This is a genomic window from Xanthomonas sp. NCPPB 1132, assembly GCF_056629235.1.
Genome location: NZ_CM152819.1, coordinates 4,192,479 through 4,207,082, shown reverse-complemented (window position 1 = coordinate 4,207,082; position 14,604 = coordinate 4,192,479). Strand labels below are relative to the sequence as shown.

Here is a 14,604-nt window from a genome sequence, read left to right as displayed (position 1 = left end):
CTAGACAGGGCCGGGCAGATAGTGGGTCGCACCCTCACAGCGGCGCGTCCCGCGGGTTCGTGCTGAGCGAGCGCTTCGCCCCCTTCTTCCTTTCGTCGAGAGCCGTCTCATGCATCTGCAGACTGCACCGCGCCGTTCCGTGGTGGCCAACGCCTTCTACGGCCTGCTCAATCCGATTCCGTTCGGCTGCTTCGTCGCCGCGCTGATCTTCGACATCGTCTATGCCCGCAGCGGCGTGATCCTGTGGACCAAGGCGGCGGCCTGGCTGATCGCGATCGGGCTGGTCATCGCCATCGTGCCGCGCCTGATCAACCTGGTGCAGGTCTGGATCACCGCGCGGCGCTCGGTGCTGCCGGTGGAACGGCTCGACTTCTGGCTGAACCTGTTCGCCATCGTCGCGGCCATCTTCAATTCCTTCGTGCACAGCCGCGACGCGTATGCGGTGGTCCCGGCCGGGCTCTGGCTTTCGATCGTCACGGTCGCGCTGTTGGCGATCGGGCATGTGCTCATCGCCATCCGCACCACGCCGCGCGAGGGTTACGTCCATGGCTAAGCGCCTGAGCCTGTCCGTTTTCGCGCTGAGTTGCGCCATGGCCCTGGCTGCCTGCGGCGGCAAGGCCGCGCTCGAGCCCACCCAGCAGGCGGGCAACGCGCCGCCGCTGCCGCAGCCGCGCAACTTCCTGCTGCCGCCGATGCAGGTTCCCGAGGGTGTGGGCTGGAAGGAGGGGCAGGCGCCCACCGTGGCAGCGGGCCTGAAGATCGAGAAGATCGCTGGCGGCCTGCAACATCCGCGCCAGCTGTACGTGCTGCCCAACGACGACGTGCTGGTGGTGGAGGCCAATTCGCCGGGGATGGAGCCGGTCACCACGCCCAAGCAACTGATCGCGGGGCTGGTGCAGAGCCGCTCCGGCAAGAGTGCCAAGGGCGGCGACCGCATCACCCTGCTGCGCAGAACCGCGGACGGTAGGTGGGAGCAGCATGCGTTCCTGAAGGGGCTGCACTCGCCGTTCGGGGTGCAGTTGATCGGCGATACGCTGTACGTCGCCAACACCGACAACATCATGAAGTTCCCCTACGTCGCCGGCCAGACCGAGATCACCGCACCCGGCACGCTGTTCGCCGATCTCCCCGGCACGATCGAGCACCATTGGACCAAGGCATTGCTGGCCAGCCCCGACGGACGCAAGCTGTACGTCGGCGTGGGCTCCAACAGCAACATCGGCGAGAACGGGCTGGATGTGGAGTACCGCCGCGCGGCCGTCCTGGAAGTGGACGTGGCCTCGGCCAGCAGCCGCATCTTCGCTTCGGGCATCCGCAATCCGACCGGACTGCAGTGGGAGCCGCGCACCGGCAAGCTGTGGGCGATCGCCAACGAGCGCGACGAGATCGGCGCCGACCTGGTGCCCGACTACCTGACCTCGGTGCAGGACGGCGGCTTCTACGGCTGGCCGTACAGCTACTACGGACAGAACGTGGATGTGCGGGTCAAGGACCAGCGCCCGGACCTGGTGGCCAAGGCGATCAAGCCGGACTACGCGCTGGGCTCGCATGTGGCCGCGCTCGGCCTGTGGTTCTCCCGCGGCGATACGCTGCCGGCAAAGTACCGCGAAGGTGCGTTCGTGGCCGAGCACGGCAGCTGGAACCGCTCGCCGCTCAGCGGCTACCAGGTGGTGTACGTGCCGTTCCAGCAGGGCCGGCCGGTCGGCCCACCGCAGACCGTGGTCAGCGGCTTCCACTCGCAGGACGAGTCGCAGCTGTTCGGCGCCCCGGTCGGCCTGGCGCAGGACAAGGACGGCGCACTGCTGATCGCCGACGACGTCGGCAACAGCGTGTGGCGCGTGCGTTTCTGACCGATCGCACGACGCCGCCCATCGGTATATGGGTGGCGTCGTCTGTACGCGATGCCGCCTCGGTGTAGGCGCCGGCCTTGTCGGCGCGGTGCGGTATGTGGGTGGTCTAGCCGCGCAGCCGGATTGAGGAAAGGAAGAGCAGATATCTACAGCCGCACGTCCACTAGACCAAGTGCGTCGTAACACGCCTTGGCAGCGAGGCGCTCAGCGCAAGCGAATCCAGTCAAGCACCAGCAGCATGTCGATCGCCGCTGCCGCCGCCTGTTGCGCGTGTTCCGATGGCTCGATCGCCTGCGTGTCACGCAGATGGGCAAGCAGCTGCTCGGCGTCGCACGACTGCCCGGGATGCGCCAACTGGAGGCGGCGTGCGGCCTGGAACACCGTCATGAGGTCCTCGGCGTGGTCGGTGTTCCTGATCCGCGCGAACAGCTCCACTGACTTGGCGATCTCGGCATCGTAGGGCGCGTACGCCGCTGCGAACCGGGCGTGCTCCCGGAGGTACTGGGGTGAGGCGTGCAGCGCCATCGTCCGCCCCTGCGGCTGCTCCTGCAGCCAGTTGCGGTTGGCCAGGTCGGTCAGGATGGACCGGACATCGCCCTGGCGCGGCCCACGGCCGGCATTGCCGAATGCCAGCCCGGTCGGCACGCCGAGTTCGGTCATGGCCCAGCAGAGCGTCTGGAACAGCGTACGCCCGATCGGCCGCGCCTCCGATCGGGCCTGCAGCCGCCGCAGCACTTCCATGATCGCGATCCAGCCGGGCTGGGGCGCGACCCGCGCGCCGGTGCCCTCGGCCGACCCATGCGCAGGCTGCGACAGGAAGGCGGGCTCGAGCTGCGCCAGCGGCGTGCCGTACGGCGCATAGACCTCGATCTCGACCGGCAGGTGCGCGAGTCTGCGGTAGATCAGCGGACCCACCTCGCTCCAGGCCAGGCCGCCATTGCCGCAGCCCAGCGGCGGCAGGGCGAGGCTGCGCACGTCCCATTCGCGCAGATGCGCGGCGAGGTAGTCGAGGCCCGCCGCGATGTCCTGCAGCCGCGACGGCGAGCGCCAATGGCGCTTGGTGGGGAAGTTGAGAATGCGCAGGCCGCTGGCATCCTGGTAGAGATAGGGTTCGCCGATGCGCATGCGGCCTTCCCGGCAGCGCGCTGCGTAGTCTTCGAACATGGCCGGGTAGCGCCGCTTGAATTCCTGCGCGATGCCTTTGCCCATGATGCCGGCGCAATTGACCGCATTCGCGTAGACCTGGGCGTGGCTGGCGAACAGGTCGCCGATACGTGCCTTGAACATGCTGCGATCCATCGATGAAGGAATTCCCGCGGCAGTGCTGATCGGTCGCCCGCCATGGGCAGGTCGCGCTGCGTGTGCGGTGCGGCGACATGCATGGCCTGGCCCAGGACAGGCCGACGCGGCCGCGGTGATGACGCGTCAGCGCGTGTGCGCAAACCGCGTCCTGCCGCGAAGAGGTGGCCATGGCAGCAGCGGGAAGCGCGCGAGCATGCGGCGGCGGCGTCTCATGTCCTGAGATTGGCGAACCTGGGCGAACGGTGCGGGTTGCATGCGATCGCCGACGCAAGACCCTCCCATCGGTGGCAACGATCCTCGGCCGTAGGAACGGCTTCAGCCGCGACGGGTGACCGGTGATGCCTCGTCGCGGCTGAAGCCGCTCCTGAGGAGGCGGCTGCTCTGATGATGTCCTGCGCGGAACAACAAATGGGTGGCTTGCTGTGCGTATATGAATCATATACGATTCATATACATTCGCGACGTCGTGAGCCACCATGGGCATCGTCAACATCGATGACGACCTGCACGACCAGCTGCGCCGCGCCTGCACGGTGACCAGCCGGTCGATCAATGCGCAGGCCAATTTCTGGATCAAGGTCGGCATGCTGTGCGAGATGAACCCGGAGCTGTCGTTCCAGGACATCGTGGCGCGCGAACTGCGTGCGGCGGGGGTGCGGCCGCAGGCGGTGACACCGGGGCGGACGTGATCAAGCAGCCGGACGAGCTGGCGCGGCTGGCCGAGTCCGGGCGCCTGTTGGCGCAGGTGTTCGCGCGGCTGGACGGGATGTCGCTGCTGGGCCGCAGCACGCTGGAACTCAACGACCTCGTAGAGCGGATGATCGTGGACGAGCTGGGTGCGCGGCCGGCGAGCAAGGGCCACTACGGGTTCCCGTTCGTGCTCAATGCGTCCATCGACGATGTGGTCTGCCACGGTGTGCCGTCGGCCGACGCTGTGCTGCGCAACGGGCAGATCGTCAATCTGGACATCACCCTGGAGAAGCACGGCTATATCGCCGACTCCAGTACCACTTACCTGGTGGGCGAGGTGGCCTATCCGGCGCGGCGCCTGGTGCAGGCCGCGTACCAGGCGATGTGGAAAGGCATCGCCGCGGTGCGTCCCGGCGCGCGGCTGGGCGACATCGGCCACGCCATTGCGCGGCATGCGCGTGCGCACGGCTACACCGTGGTCAAGGAGTATTGCGGCCACGGCATCGGCCGCGCCATGCACGAGGAACCGCAGATCCTGCATTACGGCCATGCCGGCACCGGCCTGGAGTTGCGCGAGGGCATGGTGTTCACCATCGAGCCGATGCTCAACCAGGGGCGCGCAGCGATCCGCTCGCAGCCGGAGCAATGGCCGGTGTACACGCGCGACGGCAAGCTCTCGGCGCAGTTCGAGCACACCGTCGCGGTGACCGCCAGCGGCGTGCGGGTGCTGACCTTGCGGCCTGGGGAAGTGCCGTTGTGCCGGGTGGGGTGAGGACGGCGATCGGTAGGGTGGTGCGGGTGCGCGCGATGCTGCGCAACGCTGGGGGACGATCTCCGTGTCGTGCTTGGTCGCGTCGCGGCTGAAGCCGCTCCTACGGAGAGGGGCGGCAGCGCCGGCGCGTTGGCTCGACGCATGGGCATGCCGGTCTAGTTCTCGGCCGACGCACCGCCGCCACGCCGTGCACGCCAGCGCGCCACGCGCTCTTGCAGCCCCACCACGCAGACGAAGAACGCCGGCACGAAGAAGATCGCCAGCACGGTGCCGCTGACCATGCCGCCGAACACGCCGGTGCCGATGGCGTGCTGGGTCTCGGCGCTGGCGCCGCTGGCCAGCATCAGCGGCACCACGCCCAGGGCAAAGGCCAGCGAGGTCATCAGGATCGGGCGCAGGCGCAGGCGCGCGGCGTTGGTCGCGGCCTCCACCAGGCCCTGGCCGTCTCGGTGCAGTTGCCGCGCGAATTCGACGATGAGGATGGCGTTCTTCGCCGACAGGCCGATGATGGTGATCAGCCCGACCTTGAAGAACACGTCGTTGGGCAGGCCGCGTAGCATCACCGCGGCCACCGCGCCGAGCAGGCCCAACGGCACCACCAGCATCACCGACAGCGGGATCGACCAGCTTTCGTACAGCGCCGCCAGCACCAGGAACACCACCAGCGCCGACAGCAGCATCAGCAGCGGTGCCTGCGCCGCCGACTGCCGCTCCTGCAGCGATTGCCCGGTCCAGGCCACGGCGAAACCCGGCGGCAGTTGCGCAGCCAGCCGTTCCATCTCGGCCATGGCCGCGCCGCTGGACACACCGGGCGCGGCGCCGCCGGCGATACGCACGGCCGGGAAGCCCTGGAAGCGCATCAACTGTTGCGGGGCGTCGGTCCAACTGGCGCGCACCACTTCGCGCAGCGGCACCATGCCGCCGCCGTCGCTGCGCACGCGCAGGTCCAGCACGTCGTCCAGTTGCATGCGCGACGCGGCGTCGGCCTGCAGGATCACCTGCTGCATGCGCCCGGCGTTGGGGAAGTCGTTGACGTAGAGCGAGCCCATCGCCGCCGACAGCGTGTTGCTGACCGCGGCGAACGACAGGCCCATGGCCTCGGCCTGTTGGCGGTCGATCTCCAGGTGGATGCTCTTGCCCGGCGGCAGGCCGTCCGCATAGACATCGCTGACCACGTCGCTGCGCGCGGCCAGCTCCAGCAATTGCGCCTGTGCGGCCATCAGCGCCGCCTCGCCGCGGTTGCCGCGGTCCTGCAGGTACACGGTGAAGCCGGAGGAGGTGCCGAGCTCGTCGATGGCCGGCGGAAGCAGGCTCATCACCGTGCCTTCGGGCAGGGTCGCCATCGCCTGCTGCGCGCGCTCGGCTTCGTCGCGCGCGCTGGCGCCGTCGCGCTCGTTCCAGTCCTTGAGCATGGTGAAGGCCATCGCCGCGTTCGTGCCGGAGCCGGAGAAGCTGAAACCCAGGATCACCAGGTTGGAGGCCAGCGCCGGGCGGGTGGCGACGTGCCGCTCGAACGCCTTGACCACGTCGAGGGTGCGCTCGCTGGTGGCGCCGGTGGGCAACTGGATCGAGGTCATGAAGTAGCCCTGGTCCTCTTCCGGCAGGAACGCCGAGGGCAGCACGCGCATCGCCAGAACCAGTGCCACGCACAGTGCCGCGAACACCGCCATCACCCGCCCGCCGCGGCGCAGCAGCCAGGTCACGCGCGCGGCGTAGCCACCTGCCAGGCGTTCGAAGCCACGGTTGAACGCGCCAAAGACACCGCGCTTGGCGTGGTGGCCGGGCGCGACCGGGCGCAGCAGGGTGGCGCACAGCGCAGGCGTCAGAGTCAGTGCCAAGAATGCCGAGAACAGGATCGACACCGCCATCGCCAGGGTGAACTGCTGGTAGATCACGCCCACCGAGCCGCTGGCGAAGGCCATGGGGATGAACACCGCGGTCAGTACCAGGGTGATGCCGACCACCGCACCGGTGATCTCGCGCATCGCCTTGGTCGTCGCCTGCCGCGGCGGCAGGCCTTCGCTGGCCATGATCCGCTCGACGTTCTCCACCACCACGATGGCGTCGTCGACGATGATGCCGATCGCCAGCACCATGCCGAACATGGTCAGCACGTTGATCGAGAAACCAGCCAGCAGCATCACCGCGAAGGTGCCGAGCAGCGCGATCGGCGCGACGATCGCCGGGATCAGCGTGTAGCGCACGTTCTGCAGGAACACGTACATCACCAGGAACACCAGCACCATCGCCTCGAGCAGGGTCTTGAGCACCTGCTGGATGGACAGCTTGACGAATGGGGCGGTGTCGAACGGGATCGAGTAGGCCATGCCGGCCGGCATGCTCGCGGCCAGTTCCGCCAGTCGCGCCTTCACCGCCTGCGCGGTGCGCAGCGCGTTGGCGCCGGGCGAGAGCTGGATCGCCGCGCTGGTGGCGGCCGCGCCGTTCTCGCGGTTGGAAAAGCCGTAGGACTGCGCGCCCAGTTCCACCCGCGCCACGTCGCCCAGGGTCACCCGTGCGCCGCCGCTGTCGGCGCGCAGCACGATGGCGGCGAACTGCGCGGGCGTGGTCAGTTGCCCGGCCACGGTCAGCGGCACGGTCAGGCGTTGCCCGCGCACGGCCGGCTCGTCGCCGAGGCGGCCGGGGGCGATCTGCGCGTTCTGCTGCTCGATCGCCTGCGCCAGCTCGGTCATGGTCAGGCCGTAGGCGATCAGCTTGTCCGGATCCACCCACACGCGCATCGCCTGCTCGGCGCCGAACAGCTGCACGCGGCCGACGCCGTCGATGCGCCGCAGCTCCTGCACGATGTTGCGGGCCAGGTAGTCGTTCAGCGCCACTTCGTCGTAGCGGCCGTCGGGCGAGGTCAGGCCGACCAGCATCAGGAAGCCGGAGGCAGCCGACTCCACCTGCAGGCCGTTCTGCCGCACCGCCTGCGGCAGCCGCGGCTCCACCGCCTTGAGCCGGTTCTGCACGTCCACCTGCGCCAGCTCCGGGTCGGTGCCGGGCTTGAAGGTGGCGGTGATCTGCGCGCTGCCGGCGCTGTCCACCGAGGACTCGAAGTAAAGCAGGTTCTTGACCCCGGACAGTTCGCGCTCGATCAGGCTCACCACCGAGTCGTTGAGCGTCTGTGGCGTGGCGCCGGGGTAGACGGCCATCAGCGATACCGACGGCGGCGCCACCGACGGATAGCGCGCCACCGGCAACTGGCCGATGGCCAGGGTGCCGAACAGCACGATGAACAGCGCGATCACCCAGGCGAAGACCGGGCGTTCGATGAAGAACTGCGGCATGGCGGCGTCCCCGGCTCAGTCCGTGCCCGCGGTCGCGACCGCCGGCGGCTGCCACGCGCGTGCATGCACTCGTGCACCGGCGCTGAGCCGGTCGATGCCCTCGACCACCACCCGCTGCCCGGCCTGCAGGCCGGCGACGACGCGGTAGTGTCCCTGCACCAGCTCGCCCAGTTGCACCGTTGCGCTGCGCACGCGCGCGTCGGCGTCCAGCACCCACACCTGCGCGCGCCTGCCGACATGGGTGACCGCCTGCTGCGGCACGCGCAGCGCCTGCGCGTAGTGGGCGCGCGGCACTCTTGCGCGCACGTACATGCCCGGCAGCAGCCGCCGCTGCGGGTTGTCGACGAGGATGCGCAGCAGCACGTCGCCGGTGGCGGCATCGACGTTGATGCCGGAAAACAGCACGCGCCCGCTCAGCCCCGAGGGAGTGCCGTTGCGGTCGAGGATCTGCGCCGGCAGGCCGTCGCCGGCGGCGGCCTGCGCGCGCGCGGCCGGGTCCAGCGGGTCCTGGTCGGCGGCGGACTGGCGCACGTCGACGTAGACCTGGTCGATCTGCTGGATCACCGCCATTGGCGCGCTGTCGCTGGGCGAGACCAGCGCGCCCTCGGTGAGCAGTGCCTGGTCGATGCGGCCGGCGATCGGCGCATCGACCGTGGCAAAGGCCAGATCCAGGCGCCGCCGCGCCAGCGTCGCCTGCGCTTCGGCCACCGCCGCGGCGGCCTGCGCGCGCTGCGAGGCGGCATCGTCGTACATCTGCCGGCTGACCATGCTGGATTCCAGCAGTCGCTGCAGGCGGGCGTGCTGCACATCGGCCAGCACCTGCGCGGCCTGGGCGCGGTGCAGCGCGGCCGCCGCCGTGTCCATCTCGGCCTTGAACGGCGCCGGATTGATCTGGAACAGCGCATCGCCACGGCGCACGTCGGCGCCCTGCTCGAAGAAGCGGCGCTGCACGATGCCGCCGACCTGCGGGCGGATCTGCGCGCTGCGCACCGCGGCCACGCGTCCGGGCAGATCCACGCTCACCGTCATCGACCCCGGCTGCAGGGTCACCGCGGTGACCTGCACCGGCGCGGCCGCCGGAGGCGGTTGCGTGCCGCCACCGCAGCCGGCAAGGACCAACGCCAGCGCCCCACCGATGCCCAGAGTCCGTCCGTGTTGCTGCATGCCCATACTTCGTGCCTCGTCGCTGCCGCCGCGGATGCGGCGGACGCCAAAGCCGCGCATGGTCGCGGCCGCGGGTTGCGCGGCGTTCGATGCGATGTGGAGATATGATGGAGATCCGCCCGTTCGGGCCGACGCGCCTTCGCTGCCACCATGTCCGTTTCCTCTCCGGGCGCCGCCGTGCCCGCGTCCGCGCCGCTGGTCCTGATCGCCGAAGACGAGAGCGAGATCGCCGAGATCCTCAGCGCCTACCTGGCGCGCAGCGGGTTGCGCAGCGCCCACGCCGCCGATGGCCGCGCCGCGCTGGACCTGCACCTGGCGCTGGACCCGGACCTGATCCTGCTGGACGTGCAACTGCCGGCGGCAGACGGCTGGAAGGTGCTGGCCGAACTGCGCCACCGCGGCGAGACGCCGGTGATCATGCTCACCGCGCTGGACCAGGACATCGACAAGCTGATGGGCCTGCGCCTGGGCGCCGACGACTACGTGGTCAAGCCGTTCAATCCGGCCGAGGTGGTGGCGCGGGTGCAGGCGGTGCTGCGGCGCATCCGTGGCAACGGCACCGAGGAGGCGCGCAGCCTGCGCGTGGGCGTCTTCCATGTCGATCTCGACCAGCACGCAGCCAGCGTGCGCGTGGGCGAGCAGCGGCACGCGCTGGACCTCACGCTCACCGAGTTCAAGCTGCTGGTGCGGCTGATGCGCGCGCCGAAGCGGGTGTTCAGCCGCGCCGAATTGCTCGACGCCTGCCTGCCGGAAGGCGACACCCAGGAGCGCACCATCGACAGCCACATCAGCAAGCTGCGCAAGAAGCTGGAGGCGCTGGGCGTGCAGGGCACGCCGGCCAGCGTGCGCGGCGTCGGCTACCGGTTCGGAACCGGCGCGTGAATCGTGCCCCCGGCCTGCGCCGCCAGGTGATCCTGTCGCTGGGTGCGCTGGCGCTGTGGATCATCCTGCTGTCGGTGGTCGGCTCCTACGTGTTCTATGCCCTGGCAGCGGCGTACAAGCCGGACAGCATCTCCGACACCTGGGTACCGTCGCGCGTGGAGATGCTGTGGATCGGCGCCACCGCGGCATTGGCGGTGGCGATCGCGGTGGCGGTGGCGGTGCGGCTGTCGCGGCGCATCCTCACGCCGTTGAATTCGGTGGCGCACAGCCTGCGCGAAGTGGCCCAGGGCAATTTGAGTGCGCGCGCGAGCATGGACGCGCATGCGCTGGGCGAGACCGCGCAGCTGGTGCGCGACTTCAACGCCATGGCCGATCGCCTGCAGGCGATGACCCGCGAACGCGCGTTCTGGAATGCCGCCGTCGCCCACGAGCTGCGCACGCCGGTGACGATCCTGCGCGGGCGCCTGCAGGGCCTGGCCGAAGGCGTGTTCGCGCCGGACGTGGCGGCGTTCGAGAGCCTGCTGCGGCAGGTGGAAGGCCTGAACCGGCTGATCGAGGACCTGCGCGTGCTGAGCCTGACCGACAGCGGCCACCTGGAGTTGCAGCCGGCGCCGACCGATCTGGTCCAGGAAGTGGCGGCGGTACTGCATGCGTTCGACGCCAGCCTGGCCGCGCGCGGGCTGCTGCTGGAACCCGCGCTGACGCTGCGCACGCCGGTGCTGTGCGACGCGGTGCGCATCCGCCAGGCATTGATGGCGTTGCTGGAGAACGCGCAGCACTACGCCGAGCCGGGCCCGCTGCGGGTGGGCGTGCAGGCCGACGCGGGCCAGTGCGTGCTGTTCGTGGAAGACAGCGGCCCCGGCATCGCGCCGGAGATCGCTGCGCGCGTGTTCGATGCGTTCCGCCGCGGCGATCCCTCGCGCTCGCGCAAGAGCGGCGGCAGCGGCCTGGGCCTGGCGGTGGTCAAGGCCATCGCCGTGGCGCATGGCGGCGACGCGCTGTGCCTGCCGGCCGGCAGCGGGACGCGGTTCGAGGTGCGCTGGCCGCTGGCGTCGGCGGAGGCTGCGCCGCGCTAGGCGCGTGGCCTCAGGCTGAGGGTGCGTCGCCGGATACGCGCGCCGCGCGCCCCGGCAACATGCGGGTCAGGACACCGTCGCGCCGTACCGAGTGATGGAACAGTGCGGCGGCCACGTGCAGCAGCACCACCACCCACGCGATCCATTTGCCGATGAAGTGGTGGACCACGTCGATCGGCGCTTCGAACGCCTCCCAGCTGAGGTGCCAGGTGCGGCTGATCCAGGCGAACAGCGCGGTCTCGTTGAAGCCGGGAATGCGGAACAGGCCGACATCGGTCGGCGCGCCGGTGCCGATGTAGCCGGTCAACGGCATCACGATCAGCAGCGCATACAGGCCCCAGTGCGCCAGGTGCGCGAGGCGGTGCTCCAGCGCCGAGCCCGGCGGATCGTCCGGTTGCACGTCCAGCCAGCGCCACAGCAGCCGCGGCAGCACCAGCAATCCCACCAGCAGGCCCAGCACCCAGTGGATGTTGAGCACCGGCAGCGAGGCGTCGGAGCTGTCGTCCATGAACCAGATGACGTAGTACACCAGCGCATACGCGCCGATGAAGGCAGTCGCGGTGGTCCAGTGGAACAGCTTGGCGAGGGTGCCGAAGCGCTGTGCGGTGTTGCGCCAGTGCATGTGCGTGGTCCGGTACGGGGCGAGGTAGGGCGTTGCGCGCTCAGCGGGCGCGCAGGCTGTCGAGCAACCGGTCCAGCGCGTGGAGCGCATCGGCCAGCCGTGCATGCAGGTCGGCGTCCGGCTCGGCGATCCAGAACGCCGCCTCGGTGATCGCGCCGTAGAGCATGCGGGCCATCACCCCGGCATGCAGTGGCGCCACCGTGCCGGCGGCGATCAACGCGTCCAGCGCGTCCTGCAGCGCGGCGATACCTACCGACTGTGCCGCAGGCGGCACGTCGCCGAACACCGCGCGCGCGTCCTGCAGGATGATCCGGCGGATCTCCGGTTCCAGCGCCAGTTCCAGGTAGGTGCGGCAGCGGCGGCGGAAGCCGTCCCACGGCGTGGGCGCCGCGTCGGACACCGCCTGCAGGCGCAGGCCGACTTCGGCCTCGATCTGCTCGATGACCGCGATGAGCAGGCCGTCCTTGCTGCCGAAGTGGTGATACAGCGCGCCGCGGGTGAAGCCGGCCTCGGCGGTCAACACGTCCATCGAGGTATGCGCGAAGCCGTGTGTGGCGAACGCCTGCCGGGCCGCGGCCAGCAGGCTGGCGCGGGTGGTCTCGATCATCTCGCGGCGGCTGCGGCGCTGGTGCATGGGGGAATCTCATTCACATACGAGTTGTACGTTATTTGCGTACACAACGTATGTCAATGCGCTTGGTTGGGTTTGTGCTGGATGGCCGGGCGCTCTGGAAGTTCGCCGCCGGCACCCCGTTGCACCTTCAAGGCGTGTGGTGCGGGTGGCTTTGCCTATTCGCCGCAAACGCCGCCGAGAGGCGTGCAGCCACGACAGCGCAGACGCCGAGGCGTGTGAGTGCGATGGGGTGCAATTGGGTGCTGCCGGCGGTGTCGCGAAGGCTGCAGCAAGGGGCACCAATCGGACCGGTCAGGATCGACCGGCACATCCGGTTGTCGTGCGCACGCGACGCGCGTGGTGTGGACGTCGCGTACGCACTACCCAAGTCCTTCACTGCGTCTGTGGTCTGGTGACCGCTGTGCAACCGAATTGGAGTGTCGAATGGACACCACGCTGATGCCATGGGTCGCCGGACTGTTCGTCCTGCTCATCGCCGCGATGCTGTACCTGGTGACCCGCGCCAAGAAGAACCGCAACCGCCCGGCGCAGGATCACGCCGCCACCAAGAGCGACGTGGACAGCGCATCCAAGCGGTAGCGCGTGGCGGCAGGCGTGGCTGCGGCCATTGCCTGCATCCCGGTCAGGCGTCCGTGTCGATCGGTGCGAAGCGCGGGCGGTGCACGCCGTCCACCTCCACCTGCTCGACGAACATCGGATACGGCCGCACCCACAACTCGCCTTCGCCGTACAGCGGCCGGTACAGCACCAGCGGTTCCAGCGTCTCGCTGCTGCGGACCACGCCTAGCACCTCGTATTCGCCGCCCTTGAAGTGGCGGTAGCGGCCGAGGGCGATGGAAGGCAGCGGGCTGAGGTCGTGCATGACGGAGTTCTGTTGGGCGGGGGAGCGCGAGTGTAGCTGGCTACATCTGCGCGCTCTCGGCGTCGCGAGGGCGAATTGCGCGGACCGCGACGGTTCGCCGCTTCGTCTGGCCCACGGAAAGCATCTCTCGTAGGAGCGGCTTCAGCCGCGACGGGCGTTCCCGATCATGCCCGTCGCGGCTGAAGCCACTCCTACAGGGTGGCTCCCAGACAATCAGACAACCGGCGCTCGGGAGACCCCGTCCATCGTAGCCAGCACGCTGTACATCGGCGCGTGCGCAGCGCTCATGTTGCGCATGACCCGCAAGCAGATGACCGGCGCGTCGTTGGGCGCCCGGCCCGCGATGTCATTGCCGAGCATGTCGGGTGGACGATGTCTGCCGCTGTACGCCGTGCGCAGGTTGATCGAGCGCGCGCAAAGGTTATGGCGCCAAATCGGCGAAGTCGAACGCCTGCCCCGGCTCGGCGGCAACGAAGTCGGAGGCGGCGATGCCGGCTAGATGCAGTGCGGAGGCCAGCGCTTCGCGCGGCTCATCACGGCCTTCGTCGGTGAGCTGGAAGGTGCCCCAGTGGATGCCGAGCGCACGCCGCGCGCCGGTGTCGCGGAAGATCCGCACCGCTTCGGTCGGGTCGATGTGCTGCGGCGCCATGAACCAGCGCGGCGCGTAGGCGCCGATCGGAATCAACGCCACGTCGGGTGCACCGTGTAGGTCGCGGATCTCGCGGAAGATGGCGCCATCGCCGTAGCCGGTATCTCCCGCGAACCACACCGATCCCCGCGCGGTCTCGATGAAGAAGCCGGACCACAGCGCCATCCTGCGGTCGGCGATGCCGCGGCTGGACCAATGGTTGGCGCGGGTCAGCGTCGCCGTCGCGCCCCCGCCGATCGGCAGCCGGTCGTGCCAGTCGCCGGTGGCGATGCGCGCATCGGGCACGCGCTTGCGCAGCAGGACGTCGTTGCCCAGCGGCATCACGAACAAGGGGTTGTGCGCATCGTGCAGCATGCGCAGGGTCGCCAGGTCGAAGTGGTCGTAGTGGTTGTGGCTCAGCAGCACCGCATCGATGGGCGGCAGGTCCGCGAAACGGATACCCGGTGCCGTCACCCGCTTGGGGCCGGCGATCTGCGAAGGGCTGGCCCGCCGCGACCACACCGGGTCGGTGAGCAGGTTGAGGCCGGCGGCCTGGATCAGCAGCGTGGCGTGCCCGACCATGGTGATGCGCAGGCCGTCGTGCCGCGGCACAGGCACGGCCGGCGTCACGGCGACCTGCGTGGGCCAGCGCACCGCGCCCCTGGCCGCTTTCCAGCGCAGGACCTTGCTCAGCGCGTTGTCGATGGTGGGCTGGCCGGGGTTGAAGAAGCGTACGCCGTCGAAATGGTCGCTGACGGGGCCGCGGTAGTAGGGGTTGGCCATTGAGGCGCGATCCGGATGACGCAAGGGGAGGGAAGGTTAACCGCCAGCGGCG

General features: G+C 69.5%; 14 protein-coding genes. 7 read left to right on the top strand and 7 right to left on the bottom strand.

What is annotated here, in order from left to right:
• Window positions 1-109: 109 nt before the first annotated feature.
• Both AC1G9L_RS18195 and AC1G9L_RS18190 read left to right on the top strand, forming a co-directional pair.
• Complete coding sequence (locus AC1G9L_RS18195; protein WP_019799066.1) at window positions 110-553, top strand: DUF2231 domain-containing protein; 444 nt, start codon at window positions 110-112, stop codon at window positions 551-553.
• Entirely contained in the window at window positions 546-1,850 is a 1,305-nt protein-coding gene (locus tag AC1G9L_RS18190; RefSeq protein WP_481069640.1) for a PQQ-dependent sugar dehydrogenase, read from the top strand. Before AC1G9L_RS18195 ends, AC1G9L_RS18190 begins: the two co-directional genes overlap by 8 nt.
• Window positions 1,851-2,054: 204 nt before the next feature.
• Here the strand turns inward: AC1G9L_RS18190 and AC1G9L_RS18185 are convergent, their stop codons facing one another.
• The gene (locus AC1G9L_RS18185; RefSeq protein ID WP_481069639.1) at window positions 2,055-3,137 is read right to left on the bottom strand and encodes a macro domain-containing protein; all 1,083 of its coding nucleotides are present in this window, start codon (window positions 3,135-3,137) and stop codon (window positions 2,055-2,057) included.
• A gap of 491 nt (window positions 3,138-3,628) precedes the next feature.
• Here AC1G9L_RS18185 and AC1G9L_RS18180 point away from each other — a divergent pair, with 491 nt between their 5' ends.
• Both AC1G9L_RS18180 and map read left to right on the top strand, forming a co-directional pair.
• Window positions 3,629-3,841 (top strand): ParD-like family protein, encoded by a 213-nt coding sequence (locus tag AC1G9L_RS18180; RefSeq protein WP_010340731.1) that lies wholly within the window; start codon window positions 3,629-3,631, stop codon window positions 3,839-3,841.
• A complete protein-coding gene (gene map, locus AC1G9L_RS18175; protein ID WP_019799069.1) occupies window positions 3,838-4,614 on the top strand; it encodes a type I methionyl aminopeptidase in 777 nt (258 codons plus the stop codon). The genes AC1G9L_RS18180 and map overlap by 4 nt, the downstream gene beginning before the upstream one ends.
• Window positions 4,615-4,769: 155 nt before the next feature.
• Here map and AC1G9L_RS18170 read toward each other — a convergent pair whose 3' ends face one another.
• Together AC1G9L_RS18170 and AC1G9L_RS18165 are read right to left on the bottom strand one after the other, a co-directional pair.
• Window positions 4,770-7,901 (bottom strand): multidrug efflux RND transporter permease subunit, encoded by a 3,132-nt coding sequence (locus AC1G9L_RS18170; protein WP_481069638.1) that lies wholly within the window; start codon window positions 7,899-7,901, stop codon window positions 4,770-4,772.
• 15 nt (window positions 7,902-7,916) lie between these two features.
• Entirely contained in the window at window positions 7,917-9,065 is a 1,149-nt protein-coding gene (locus tag AC1G9L_RS18165; protein WP_481069637.1) for an efflux RND transporter periplasmic adaptor subunit, read from the bottom strand.
• Window positions 9,066-9,215: 150 nt separating this feature from the next.
• Between AC1G9L_RS18165 and AC1G9L_RS18160 the strand changes: the two genes are divergently transcribed.
• Both AC1G9L_RS18160 and AC1G9L_RS18155 read left to right on the top strand, forming a co-directional pair.
• Window positions 9,216-9,947: a response regulator gene (locus AC1G9L_RS18160; protein WP_481069636.1), complete on the top strand. Its 732-nt coding sequence runs from the start codon at window positions 9,216-9,218 to the stop codon at window positions 9,945-9,947.
• A complete protein-coding gene (locus AC1G9L_RS18155; RefSeq protein ID WP_481069635.1) occupies window positions 9,944-11,023 on the top strand; it encodes an ATP-binding protein in 1,080 nt (359 codons plus the stop codon). The genes AC1G9L_RS18160 and AC1G9L_RS18155 overlap by 4 nt, the downstream gene beginning before the upstream one ends.
• 10 nt (window positions 11,024-11,033) lie before the next feature.
• On the opposite strand, the gene AC1G9L_RS18150 is transcribed toward AC1G9L_RS18155, so the two are convergent.
• Both AC1G9L_RS18150 and AC1G9L_RS18145 read right to left on the bottom strand, forming a co-directional pair.
• Window positions 11,034-11,645 carry a cytochrome b/b6 domain-containing protein gene (locus tag AC1G9L_RS18150; RefSeq protein ID WP_019799504.1) on the bottom strand — a complete coding sequence of 204 codons (612 nt, stop codon included), beginning with the start codon at window positions 11,643-11,645 and terminating at the stop codon, window positions 11,034-11,036.
• Between the two features lie 40 nt (window positions 11,646-11,685).
• Window positions 11,686-12,279 carry a TetR family transcriptional regulator gene (locus AC1G9L_RS18145; protein ID WP_019799503.1) on the bottom strand — a complete coding sequence of 198 codons (594 nt, stop codon included), beginning with the start codon at window positions 12,277-12,279 and terminating at the stop codon, window positions 11,686-11,688.
• A 423-nt stretch (window positions 12,280-12,702) separates the two neighbouring features.
• Here AC1G9L_RS18145 and AC1G9L_RS18140 point away from each other — a divergent pair, with 423 nt between their 5' ends.
• Window positions 12,703-12,858 carry a hypothetical protein gene (locus AC1G9L_RS18140; protein ID WP_019796750.1) on the top strand — a complete coding sequence of 52 codons (156 nt, stop codon included), beginning with the start codon at window positions 12,703-12,705 and terminating at the stop codon, window positions 12,856-12,858.
• Window positions 12,859-12,901: 43 nt separating this feature from the next.
• On the opposite strand, the gene AC1G9L_RS18135 is transcribed toward AC1G9L_RS18140, so the two are convergent.
• Both AC1G9L_RS18135 and AC1G9L_RS18130 read right to left on the bottom strand, forming a co-directional pair.
• A complete protein-coding gene (locus AC1G9L_RS18135; RefSeq protein WP_019799501.1) occupies window positions 12,902-13,141 on the bottom strand; it encodes a DUF1653 domain-containing protein in 240 nt (79 codons plus the stop codon).
• A gap of 421 nt (window positions 13,142-13,562) precedes the next feature.
• Entirely contained in the window at window positions 13,563-14,552 is a 990-nt protein-coding gene (locus AC1G9L_RS18130; protein ID WP_019799499.1) for an MBL fold metallo-hydrolase, read from the bottom strand.
• Between the last annotated feature and the right edge of the window lie 52 nt (window positions 14,553-14,604).